Below are 12,517 nucleotides of genomic sequence, written 5' to 3'. Positions count from 1 at the left end.
GAGCAGTGACTGATCCTGACCGAACAGTTGCGGGGAAGGATGGCCGATCCTAGGTCGTTTTCCCGCTTCGCGTCCAGCCAGATCTGGTCACAACTGAACACCACTGACTTTCCATTTTGATTTGATTCAACGATTGAATCACAACCAGTTCTTGTTCCACGCCGCGTGAAACGCGAACGAGTCGATTGTCGACTTGTCCGATTCATCGTGAGTGTTGGGGAAAGAACCCAGCGACCCAAGACGGGGGAAAAGATGAAACGAATCGTCACTCATTTGGCGCTTGCGGCGGCCACGGCGATCCTCGCCACCGGATGTGTGCCGGTTCGCCACAACCTGCCTCCGGAACAGCGGATGATGCAACCTGGCCCAGGCGTCGGAGGCCCCGGCCCCGGTGTGTTGGGACCACAGGCCTACGGCATGATGGGAGCTAACGCTCCTGCTGCTGCAGCAGACACAGAAGGCATGATCACTGAGGGAGCCATCGACGGCGTCCTCGGCGAAGTGCCCTCGAGCATCGTCAAGGCAGGACAGAACAACCCCGAAATTCAGCAAGTCGGTTTCCGTCAACTCGCCGGTGGCGATTGCGGATGCGGCGGCAGCTGCGGTGGCGGCGGATGTCTCAGTGGCGGATCCAACATTCCTCCTGGCGGCGGCGTGGCAATGATGCCACCACCCGGCATGATGCCTGGGATGGTTTCGACTGCTCAGGTCACGTTCGGCAATCCAGATGGCATGCAAGTTCGCTATGACCAATCCGGTGCCGGCATGTTCGACAGCGAACCCATGGTGGTTCCCGCTCGTCAGAACTTCCCACAAGGCGGGCTGTATCGCTTGAAGTTGACCAACATTCCTAGCCGTCCCGGTGTGGAACTGTACCCAACCGTTGAATTGGCCTACGCCAACCCACGGACCGGTGCTTACTTGGCTCACAACTCGGTGCCGATCCAGTTCACCGAAGAAGACTTCGACCAAGTCTTGACCGGTAACTTCGTCACCAAAGTCATCTACCTACCAGATCCCGAGTTCCAAGGCCCAGCTTTGGCCGGTATCGACACACTCGTCAGCACTCGCCTCGATCCAGGCATCGACCCAATCGTCGAAGCTGACCGTCGCGGTAGCATCTTGGCCATCATCCGCTTGGGTGACAAAGACATCGAGATGGCTGGCGGCAACGGCGGAATGGCAATGGGCGGCATGATGGGTCCTCCTATCGCTGGCCTGCCTGCTCCTTTCGCTCCAGCGATGACCGATGGATGCGGTGGACCAAGTGCTGGCAAGTCTGGCACACCGATGGGTTTGCCCGGCATGATCGCTGGTGTCAACGCTCCTCAGTACGGAATGCCTCACACCGGCACGCCAATCGGATTGCCTGGACCACCTCACATTCCATTGGGTGCTCCAGCCGGTTTGCAGAAGCATGTGATTCGCAACCACACTCACATGAACATGCCACGACCTGTTGAGAAGATGAAAATCGATGTTCGCCAGCAACCTGGCATGAGCTACCCCAACCCGGTCAGCCGTGTTCGGATCACCGAGCAGAACATCAACCCAGGCATTCCAAATGGCCGACCTCACTACGACAAGGCCAGCCAAGGCGTCTACTAATCAGTAACGCTTGAATTGGAAAGTCGGTGACAAACCGAACGCAGTCAGGCTCCCGAGCCTGGCTGCTCTGAACCACGACGCGGTGTTTTGTTTCGGCAAAACGCCGCATCGTCACTGCCCAGAGCAAAGATCAAACCTGCCCAGAGCAACGATGAAACCTGCTCAGAGCAAAGATCAAGCATGCCCAGAGCAGAGACGAAAACTGCCACGAGCATGTTACGTAGCTGCCCGAGAACGAATATCGCAACCGGATTGAGACTCATGGCAATCGCACGCATTACTCCGCCCAGCAAATTGCTGAACGCCGGATGGGCTCTGCCGTCGCTCGCGATTGCCTGCGTGTTGGCAACGAGCACCGCATCCACGGCTGCGGACCCGTCGCAGTATCTTTCGTCCAACGGACAACATCGTTTGTTCAACGGTGCAATGCCACCGGGTGCGATCGCTGCGACTCGCCAGATGGCCGGACCAGGCGGCACGGCGGCGATGGGAGTGCAAGCTCCTTACTATCAACCTGTCCAAATCCGAGGCCCACAGGGCGTTCGATTTGCCTTGCCTCAAATGGGCAGCTTTCAAGATCCTGAACCTGGATTGATGGCAGGGTTGTTGGTTGGCCAAGTCTACCGCTTTCAAATCAGCGGCATCCGCGGAGCAGAAGGAGCCGAGTTGTTCCCCACGTTGGAAATGGTCGATCGGACCTATCCACCACCGGGACTGGCAACGCGTTATCCAATCATCGTCACGATCGACGAAGAAGATCTGCAAGCGGCACTCGACGGCCAGCTGGTTACACGTGTGATCTATCTCGAAGATCCACAAACCGCCGTACCACTCGCTCAAGAACCCACGACAGACAGCGACACCGGCGGCGAAACACCAATCGATGTGTCGCAGTTCCAAGACCCACTGCAAGTAGCCGATCGCCTCGGCCGAGTCGTCGCGATCCTGCGAATCGGCTCGCTCGCCCCGCCGCGTTCTCATGAACTGGCACCACAGTTTTTCTTTGGCTATCCCACGTGGGCCCCTATCTTCAAACCGGAATCATGATGCAACCTGCTCACCTTTCCGAACTCGCGAGTCAGTCTCAAGCAACGAACCACGCACGTCTGTGCTTGGCTTGGTTTGCAACTGGAGTCGTCGCTTTGTTGTTCAGTGGATGCGCCACTCCGGTCGCGTCACCGACCAAATCGCTCACGTCTCAACCAGCGCCAACGACCTCGCCCGCTCATCAAATCGCTCAATCGCCGACGGGTGCGACTCAGCCGGCATTGGATGTTGCGTCGCTGTACGGGTCAACGTCAGTGACATCGAATGTTCCCGGTGCAAACGCAACGATCAATCAACCAGCGATCGCACAAGTTGGCTTTCGAGACCGTGCCGTCTGCGGTTGCGGAAACACCGCCTGCGCCGGTCAATGCGGTTCGGCCGCCGGCATGTCTGGCGATTGCGTTGCTTGCCAGCCGATGCCAGCCGCTCCAATGATGCGAGCACCCTGGGGCGTCGACCCGCAGGAATTCCTTTGCGACGGCGGCGATCACGATCCGCAAGCTCGATTGACGCGTGGCGATGTCATCGCCGGCCTTCAGCCCGAAGACACAGTAACGCATTACACGACGGAAGCCGGTGACATCGAATTCTCGGCCTCCAACCGGGTCTGCGTCTACTCACCTCGATTCGCGTCGGTGCGACGCATCACAGGAGCAATCGAAAACGATCGCTCGATCACCGTGGGCGGAACGTTTCAACCTGTCGGCCCGCTTGGAATCGACCTGGACCAACCTGGATTGGTCATGACCGATACCACCAAGATCGCTCGCAGCGAACTGACACGACGTGTCGATGCAATGCGAGATCGCAACCGGGGTGTGCCTGTCGAAAACGTCCAACAGATCGAAGTCGCCGAGGACGTCCTTGCGTTGCTGACCAACATTCGCCGACTCAGCTTGTCTGAATTGGATGAGTCGCAACTGGCTCTCGTTGAACGCTTCGCCAACGCAGCCATCGCCTGGTCGATCGACGAATCGGTGGAAGTCGAAATCCAAGACTTGAAACCACCAACGTTGACACGAGACCAAAAGGTCGATGCGGTGGTCGTTTACGACTTCCCCGAAGCCGGTCGTGTCAACCTGATCAAGCTGGCCGACAAACAGCACGCTCCAATTGGCGAGACCGTCACCTTCGCACTGCGACTGCAAAATGTGGGTGACTCGCCAGTCAATGGCGTCGTTGTGACGGACAACTTGACCACGCGATTGGAATACATCGCTGATTCGGAATCAGCAACGATGGACGCGGACTTCAGCATCCAACCGAACCAAGCTGGATCGGATCAACTGATCTGGAAACTCACCGAGGAACTCGCCGTCGGCGAAACGGTGACGATCGAATTCCAATGCAAGGTTCGGTGAGTTCGATCAAGTTGAGGCAGACAAGGCGGCATCGCGATCCCGAAGGATCGGATGTCGTTTCGCCTCAAACAAAACCATCGGGTTCCTGAGACAACGTTGAAACAAAAAAAGAGCGTGACGAAGCAACTGCTTCGCCACGCTCTTTGTATTTAGCGTTGGAACTTCGAGTCGAAGTTAGTTCCAAAGACCAGCGACATCGTCGGCCAACAAGTCGAGCAGATCATCGTCTTCTGAATCGCTGTCCGAGTCGTCGGTAACAACCGCTCCGTTGGCAGATGCATCGGCCGAAGCAACTGCTCCGCCTGTGACTTTGCCTTCTGAAGCCAAATCACCAATCGCTTGGTCGGACGCGTCACTTGCAAGCGTCTGAATACCGTTGGACAGAGGCTCACCAGCCGGTGCAACCGCTTCGCCAGCGGAAGCATCGTTGAGGTAGTTGATTACTCGCAATGCATCGAGAGCACTCACACGATTGTCACCGTTGACGTCGTGATAGAACAGCGGCGTGTTGGCGGATCCAGGTTCACCAGCAGCAGCGGCGTCCAATCGCGACAATTCGTTGATCACCAACAGGGCGTCAATAGCGGTGACAAGGTTGTCACCGTTCACGTCAGCAGGCAGGTTGGTGTTCTGCAGTGGCTCACCATTGCCGGTGACCGTGAACGACAGCGAGTCGTAAATGATCTGCGATGGATCGACTCGTTCGTCACGGTCATCCAACAAAGTGTCTTGGAATGGGAAACGATCCGCTGGCGAGCCTGTGATGGTCGCGGTACCCGGAGCAATTGCTTCGAAGTACAACGTTGCCAACAAAGGACTGACGCCGGACATGGGTTGTCCGGTATCGCTTCGCAGCGTTCCAAATTCGTCGATCAAACCTGCTCGCGTGTTGACGCCAACAGCCTTCGATTCGTTGAACTCGTCTGCGAACTCAACATCGAAATCAAAACTATCGTTCGTGATCGTGTCCGATGGAACGACGCGTCCCGCGTCATACAGAACGTCCAAGAAACCAGCGAAGACGGGATAAGGATCGAATTGCGTCAAGTCATCGGCAACGATTCGAACGCCAAAGCGTTGACCAATCGAGACGCTGGAAATTGGGTTCCCTGATTCGTCGACCAATTCAAAGTCGAATTCAGCCAATGGGTTTTGGTTGGCTCCGACGACCAAAGTCACTTCTGCGATGCTCGTGACGATTCCAAACGTTGGGCTGGACACCGTCGTCACATAAGTGAACGAATCAAAGCCGCTGAAACCGATGTCGGCGGTGTACCCGATGTAATCATCGGACAGATCGCCTGGCGTGCCGTTGTCGCGGACGATCGCGACACCGTTGGCAGCACCTTGGTTGATTTCAAACGAGATGACTTCGCCGTTGGTGCCCAACAAATCATTGTCGAGCACATCGAGTGTCGATTCGCTGGTGCTCGTGATCGACGAACCATTGCTGTCGACGCCTTGAGGGAACGAATCATCCAATGCCGATGGGAAGTCTGGTCCCGCGGGAGCAATCGCAACTTCAACCGAACCGTATCGAATCTGATCAAAGGTGAGTGCCGTGTCCTCTTCGATGAGGACCGTTTCACTCACAATCGCGTCAGCAGGATCTGCTTGGAAGATCGCGATCCCTGAACCGATTGCCTGAAGCGTGACCGTGAACAATTCCGCAGGTCCGACGTGCGATGCAACGTCATTCGGGCCATTGACGGATTCCAGATTCGAGATCGACTGCGAAGCACCAATCTCATCGAGCAAACCAGGTGTCAGCGTGTTGCCAAGCTGGAAACTCGAAGATTCAAATTTCGGGCCAAACGTGATATCGAATGGGAATGCATCGCTCGTGTTGGTGTCGACGGTCGTCACCAGTTCACTGGAGTACAACACGTCGAGGAATGCCGAGGCGACACCCTGCGGTGCCAACGTGGAGAGATTCCGCAGGTCATCGACACTGACACGCAATCGGAAGATGTCACCTTGTTGCAAGGTTGGACGTGGTGTGTCGTTGACCGCGTCCAAGATTTCCAGCGTGAAGGATGCTTGATCATCCGCATCGGCATCCGGGTTGATTGAAACCGTCACGGTGGCAGTCGAGAAATTGTTCTCGCTGTCTTGAACCGTGTACATGAACTGTTCTGATCCAGTGAAACCAGCGGGAGGCGTGTAACGCACCGATTGGTTGTTCTGGGTCAACACAACCGTTCCGCCGGCCGAACCGTTGGTGACCGACGCCAGCGTCAGTCCACCAGGAGCGTCCGAAGCGATGTCGTTGTCCAAAACGTTCAGTGGGAATCCACCGCTACTGTTTGCGTTCGCTGGAATGCGATAGATGTCATCCAAAGCGATTGGATCTTCCGTTTGGAAGGTCACATTGACGCTGACAGTGGCCGTTGCCACGTTGCCTTGCGTGTCGATGACACGGTACTGGATGAAGTCTTGACCGACAAAGTTGTTTGGCGGCGTGTACAGCAATCGTTGTTGACCGGCCCCGCCCGAACTAATCGTTACAACACCTCGTGTAGCCGCCGTGCCTTGGGTGGTGATGGTCAGCGGGTTGGATGCCGAGTTGAAATCGTTCGCCAACACATCGATTGGGAAACCTTGGCTGTTGCGAGGCACCGAGACGCTGTCGTCGTTGGCCAAGTCACCGTTGTTCAGAAGTCGAACGGCATAGTCTTCCACTTCACCCGCATCAACAAATCCGGTCGCCGAGATATTGGTGTCTTGGCTCAGACGGAAACGAGCAAACGTGTCCAACAAGCCGCTGACTGGCAAGGTGAAGCTAGGCAGCGTCAACGCAACCGAATTGACACCAGTCGTAAGGGCTTGGTTCGAGATGTAACGTTCATCCGAATCGAATGTGCCACTACCATCGACGTCGATCCAACCTTGCAGGTAAGCCTGTCCGCCGGTTGTGTTGTTAACAGTGACTTGGATCGAACTGGTCGTCCCAGGCACCAACGGTGCGGTGAACTGGATACCATCTTCGTCGGCACCATCACCCGTGGCATCGGCAGTTGGCTGCCCATCGCTTTCGCGATCCACCGTGGCACCGAGGGTAAGACCACTGAGGATCCCGTGGCTGGCACCGTTGGATGCACTGAGCGTTCCGTACGAATCCGGAGCGTCACCAAAATCGCGAGACGATCGGCCACCGAAGTTGAAATTCTCTGCTGGTCCGCTACCAGGCGTAACGGTGTATTCGCCAGACAATGGAACGGTTGCTTCGAATCCAGGCTCTGCGACTTCGCGAATCGCATAGGAGTAGTTCACATCTGGCAAGTCGAGCGTATACAGACCGTCCTCGTCGGTGATCGCCGATGGCTCACCAAGGTCAGGTCGATCATCGCCGTCTAAGTCGGCATAGATGAAAGCCCCCGCGACACCAGGTTCACCTGGATCGTAGACGCCGTTTTCGTTCAGGTCTTCAAACTTCCGACCGGTCACATCCGAAAGCAACTGACGGAAACCAAAGCTTGGCAGGGTACTGCTGCTACCCAATGTCACCGAACGACTGACGGGAGTCGTGGCCACAAAGTTGGAAGGAGTCATCGCGACAACGTTGTAGGTGCCCGATGCACCGAACAAGCTGTAAGTACCGTCCGCGGACGTGACTGTCGAAGGATCGGATGGGCTCAACACGCCATCGCCATTGACGTCCAAGAACACCGTCACACCACCGAGACCTGAGTCGCCAGTGAACGTGCCGTTTCCATTGACGTCGTTAAAGATTCGACCGGTTGCAGTCGAACCAACCGTACCAGTGGACAGGGAGTGAGCAAGCGATTCCGCAGAGAATAGCGTACCGAATGAGACCGCTCCACCTGGATCAACGCGATCCGTTCGGAAGGCCACACGAACATCGTCGGCGGTACCAAGAATGCCATCCGGCCCAACGCCGAGTCCATTCTGATTGTTCAATGCACCACCGCCATCAATCAATGAAGGCGTCAGGTTCGTGCCATCCGTGTGATAGGCACCAAAAGAGTGTGCAAGCTCGTGCGAAGTCGTCGCAGCCAGTTCCAATCCCAAAACATCCAAATCGCTGAAGGCAGACGAACGTGGAATCAGTGGCAACTGAGTGAATTCAATGTCGAGGAAGACAAGGACAACTTCGCTCGTATCGAAGTTACCAACGTCAATCGATTGGGCAACTCCAAGTGGTGGATCAACGAAGTCAGGGAAGGATGCTCCTGATCCGAACACCACGCGGGTGACTAGCGGGTCACTTCCGGGGTCTGGGTGATCCTTACTATTGAGAACTTCAATGCCAAAGTCGCCGGGATTCCCTGTTTGAGAATACAAGCCATTCGAAGCGTCGATTCCCAAATCTTCGTATTGCGAAATCACCGTTTCAACAACCGAATCAATCAACGCGTCATATTCCGCGTTGGATCCAACAACGATGCCTACGTCATTCAGCGTGTCTTGCAACGATGGAACCCGAACGGAACCACCAGTGAACACGCCTGCGGTCAACAAAGAAAGGTTGAACAGGTCTCGCTGGAACGTCCCACCGTTGAAGTCCAAGAAGACTTTTTGGCTCGAACCAACCGGCAGACTTTCAGTCACCGGACGATAGGTTCGCAGTCCTAGCGTGTAGTCGGTCGTTGAACTCTGAGTTGCAACTTCCACATAGTAGGTTCCGTCCTCAGGAACCACCTGGGCCATCGTTGCATTCCCAAGCGTCTGAAGTGGAGACGACGAGGGGTACGCAGAGAAAACGCCCGGAATGTTTATGTTCGTGTCCTGCCCAATCCAAATGTTTCCATTGGGCAAGAAGGTGGTGAAGGACGTGGTTCCACCCAGCGTAGCAATGTCGAGTATGTCACCTGCTTTCAATTCGAAACCATAGACATCGACATCGTTTTCGAAACCACCGAAGGATGATGTCCGAACGCCTGCTGCGCCCGAGACATCGACGGTGTCACGCTGTCCGGGACCATTTCCCAACGGAATGATTTGGGCGTCCTGGAAGAAATCATTTTCGCCCATATCGCCCCGGCCTTCCTCTTCTGTGACCGGGAATGCGGCGACGGCTCCAACATTGCGTGGACCCTCGTACTCTTGCACGGATGGGGTATTGGGGAAAACGCCGCCGGCGGCCAGGAGTTGGCGTGATTCCAACCCTTCCATCATCAAACGGCGTTTCTGTGTTCGTTTACTGCGCCGGTCACTACGGCGTTTCGAGCGTCCTTTGCCCGCATTGGAATCGGAAGGATTTCGCTCCGTAGCGGCTTGAGAAGTCCAATCCGACGACGGTTGAGAAGGCTGACGATGAATCATCGAGGGTCTCTGGCAGGATGGGCCCCTGGGGACCAGAAAAGGGGAAGCAGTGCTGTCACACGTCTCTCGACGTTTCGCGACGGTGCGGAAGTGGCCACAAACAGCAAACCGCGACAGCGAGTCTAGTTAGGGGCGATGCGGTGTCAACGAAATGCCTACTTTGTGACGTCAACACGATCGACAAAGTTCCCCGAAGGAATCCTCCACTTCTCATAACCCGCACAACCATCACCCATTGGAACCTCTGAATCACGCGAATAGGGCGTCAGTCGTACCGAATTGGCGGACTTTTCCGGTCGCCGGGAGTCGATTCGACCGGAACCATCGACCTAGTCGATGTCTCTCTCGGTTCCGGACAAATCCGTTCGTCCGCTCCCAGACCTCTTCGCCTCCTGTTTGGATCGCTCATGTTTGGCAAATCCCGCGCGTCATCAAAGCCAACTTCAGCCGCCGAGACGCCCACCTGCTCCATGAACAGCCCGTTTTCTCAACGAATTCTGGGGATTTGGCGAGTTGGACGTTCCGCCGCAAAAGGCAACGGGACTGAGCTGTTCCTCGCCCAACCCGCCGACGCAGCCGACAGCCCCCGTTGGGACTACATCCTCAAAACAGTCGCCGCCACCGAAAACCAGAGCGTTCCAGCGGTCCAGTCCACCCGGCGGTTCAACCAGATCATCGCATCATCCAGCGTCAAACACCCCAACCTCGTGCCAATCCTGGATGAATCCGCTGGCGGAACATCTCCCTACGTCGTGATGCCGCGTCTGGACGCTGTGAATCTGAAAAATCGCATTTCACAAATCTCCCAATTTGCTCTGCCTGTCGCTCTGTGGTGGACCAGACAACTTGCGCAAGCCACGGAAGCTCTGCATCAAAATGGTTGGATTCACGGCGACATCACTCCAGACAACGTCTTGGTCGATTCCCAAGGTCACGTGACCCTGATCGACTTGGGCAACGCCGCTCGAGTTCATTCACCCATGCCACCACTTTTCCGTGGCACCGCCGAATACGCAGCCCCCGAACTCGCCGCTGGCAACACCGCTGCACTGCCCGCCATGGACATCCATTCGCTCGGCCGAATCCTATTGGAAACCCTGGCGTCGACCGAACCGACTCACTCCCGCAGTGTCGAACCGGTCGCGGAATTGATCGAACAGATGATCTCACCCGACCCGCTCGAACGTCCCAGCATTCGCCAAGTCGTTTCGCGTTTGCTCAAGCTCGAAATAGACACCCTCGGATGCCACATCGTCCCCGAAGGCCAAACCACTCGTCGCGCTGCCTAACTGAGTGCAGCCACTATGAATCAGCCAGCAAGCCGCTCGCTGACCGGGGCTCAAACGGATGCAGGTCCGGATTGACTTTCAGGTCCGTGATGCTCGTTCGCTGCATCAACCTCATCTGCGGCGATCTTCGGCAAGAAGATTGACCACGCAATCAAGAACGCACCAGTGACCGCGTACCCCACCACGTATTCCATCACGGAGGGAACATACTGAGCCGGCAATCCCAGTGAGCTTGTTTCGTCAAAGAGGAACGGCACGAACAAGCGATTGCCTTCGATTGGCGAATGCATCACTCCAAAGCAAGTTAGCATCGCAGCGCCCAGCATCACGACGCCGGCCAGGATCAGCTTGCGATCAATCATCGATGCAAGCATCCACGACCACAGCAAACCGGTCACGATGAAGCCGTTGCTGAGCATCCGCAACGTTTGCAAATCGTGCTTCAATGGCCCGCCTTCGAGCGAAGCCATCGTGTACCCGCCTTGGATCATCAACGAGTCGCCAAAGATACGATCAGGCAAACTCATGGCGAGATATGCCAATGCGGGCAGGCAAGCGATCACGACCGCCGCATAGTGTTTTCGAGGTGTCGCCATGAATGTTTGCGAAGTAATCTCCAATCCCACAAAAACCAAAATGGGATAGACCGCCGGCGCGGGAATCCAAGCGTTCAACAAAGCGAAGTATCCAACAACTCCGGCTGAACCAACCAACAACGCCGTCGCCAAAGTGTAAGCGGCGCGACCGCCCATGGCCTTGTACGCCGGGTGTCCGATGTAGGGCGTTGTTTGAATGACACCGCCCGACAATCCGGCCAAAAAGGTCGCGGCGGCTTCGACACCGAGAACAGTTCTTGCGTCGTACTCGTCGCCGGCCGATGCCGCTGATTCGGTGCAGTCAATTCCGCCGACCACCGTTGCTAAAGCGAATGGCAATACAAACGGAAGGAAAGGAACCGCATCGGGAAAAGCCCCCCACCAAGTCCCTTGCCAAGACTCCATCCAGTCAGTCGGAAACCATACCGTCGGCTCTGTCGTTGGAAACTCATAACCGGCGACATCAATCCAACACAGTAAGTAGTAAACGCCGCCGGCAACGATCAACGCACCAAGCGTCCCGGGCGTTCGACCGGGCAATGGAACGTGAGCGATCAACGTCCCAAGAACCATGACGAGAGCCAACAACCCCGGAAGCGGTGAACCCAAAATATGCGTCAGCGGAAAGAAGCTGATCAACACCAACGCAATCGCGGCCAACGACCCCAGAAGGCCCGCCCGCGGAATCGCATCGCGAACGACTTGTCCGAACGGTGCCAAGATCAGTTTCAAAACTCCACACATCACCGTGCACCAAATCCCGATGTGCCAGGTATGACGAGCGGCTTCCAATTCGGTCATTCCACCGGCTCGCGCCGCCAAAAACGCGGGCCCCAACACCAGCAAAATCATTCCGAAGGTCGAGGGCGTGTCCAACCCCAACGGCATCGCCGTCACATCATCTCGGTTCTGCTGACGCCCCATTCGCAGGGCAATGAAGAAGAACGCGATGTCGCCCAGCATCACACCGAGCGCCGTTCCAGGAACCATGTGCGTCACGGTGAACTCAGCAGGCAGACCAAACCCGGCCAACAACGCCGTCATCAGCAACAACCCCGCCACGTTGTCGAGCATCAACCCAAAGAAGGCATTGATGTCTCCCGATGTCGCCCACCACACCCCTCGAGAGTTCTGGCCTGTTGTTTGCTCTGCACCAGACATGAAAAACCTGTTGTTGACGAATGGAGCCGGTTGTCTCGCTGACGGTGCAATAGTTCTAACCGGATTCCAAACGCCGTGGAGCCATGCTGCGATATTCAGCCCCGTGCGTCTTTGAATCGATCCTTGTTGCCGATCCAATGGTGTTTGAATCTGGAAATAGCTTCGTCTC

The 12,517-nt window shown here is 56.2% G+C and carries 6 protein-coding genes; 4 read left to right on the top strand and 2 right to left on the bottom strand.

Features of this window, described 5'->3' with window-relative positions; genetic code table 11:
* Positions 1–252: 252 nt before the first annotated feature.
* From B2R17_RS04865 to B2R17_RS04855, 3 genes are all read left to right on the top strand, one after another.
* On the top strand, positions 253–1,608 hold the full coding sequence (locus B2R17_RS04865; protein ID WP_039962080.1) for a hypothetical protein: 1,356 nt from the start codon (positions 253–255) through the stop codon (positions 1,606–1,608).
* Between the two features lie 261 nt (positions 1,609–1,869).
* On the top strand, positions 1,870–2,655 hold the full coding sequence (locus B2R17_RS04860; protein ID WP_008657537.1) for a hypothetical protein: 786 nt from the start codon (positions 1,870–1,872) through the stop codon (positions 2,653–2,655).
* Positions 2,652–4,016: a DUF11 domain-containing protein gene (locus tag B2R17_RS04855; protein WP_286763078.1), complete on the top strand. Its 1,365-nt coding sequence runs from the start codon at positions 2,652–2,654 to the stop codon at positions 4,014–4,016. The genes B2R17_RS04860 and B2R17_RS04855 overlap by 4 nt, the downstream gene beginning before the upstream one ends.
* A 174-nt stretch (positions 4,017–4,190) precedes the next feature.
* On the opposite strand, the gene B2R17_RS04850 is transcribed toward B2R17_RS04855, so the two are convergent.
* Entirely contained in the window at positions 4,191–9,302 is a 5,112-nt protein-coding gene (locus tag B2R17_RS04850) for an Ig-like domain-containing protein (RefSeq protein WP_286763077.1), read from the bottom strand.
* A 470-nt stretch (positions 9,303–9,772) separates the two neighbouring features.
* Between B2R17_RS04850 and B2R17_RS04845 the strand changes: the two genes are divergently transcribed.
* A complete protein-coding gene (locus B2R17_RS04845) occupies positions 9,773–10,591 on the top strand; it encodes a protein kinase family protein (RefSeq protein WP_286763076.1) in 819 nt (272 codons plus the stop codon).
* A gap of 50 nt (positions 10,592–10,641) precedes the next feature.
* On the opposite strand, the gene B2R17_RS04840 is transcribed toward B2R17_RS04845, so the two are convergent.
* Positions 10,642–12,348 (bottom strand): permease, encoded by a 1,707-nt coding sequence (locus B2R17_RS04840; protein WP_286763075.1) that lies wholly within the window; start codon positions 12,346–12,348, stop codon positions 10,642–10,644.
* Positions 12,349–12,517 lie beyond the last annotated feature (169 nt).

Origin of the sequence: Rhodopirellula sp. UBA1907, from assembly GCF_002337565.1 — a bacterium.
GTDB classification, from domain to species: Bacteria; Planctomycetota; Planctomycetia; order Pirellulales; family Pirellulaceae; genus Rhodopirellula; species Rhodopirellula europaea.
This window is presented reverse-complemented; position numbering and strand designations above follow the sequence as displayed.

Coding starts and splice junctions, on each gene's coding strand:
- B2R17_RS04845 (WP_286763076.1), top strand. CDS start 9,773: ATGAACAGCCCGTTTTCTCAACGAATTCTGGGGATTTGGCGAGTTGGA.
- B2R17_RS04840 (WP_286763075.1), bottom strand. CDS start 12,348: ATGTCTGGTGCAGAGCAAACAACAGGCCAGAACTCTCGAGGGGTGTGG.
- B2R17_RS04850 (WP_286763077.1), bottom strand. CDS start 9,302: ATGATTCATCGTCAGCCTTCTCAACCGTCGTCGGATTGGACTTCTCAA.
- B2R17_RS04860 (WP_008657537.1), top strand. CDS start 1,870: ATGGCAATCGCACGCATTACTCCGCCCAGCAAATTGCTGAACGCCGGA.
- B2R17_RS04855 (WP_286763078.1), top strand. CDS start 2,652: ATGATGCAACCTGCTCACCTTTCCGAACTCGCGAGTCAGTCTCAAGCA.
- B2R17_RS04865 (WP_039962080.1), top strand. CDS start 253: ATGAAACGAATCGTCACTCATTTGGCGCTTGCGGCGGCCACGGCGATC.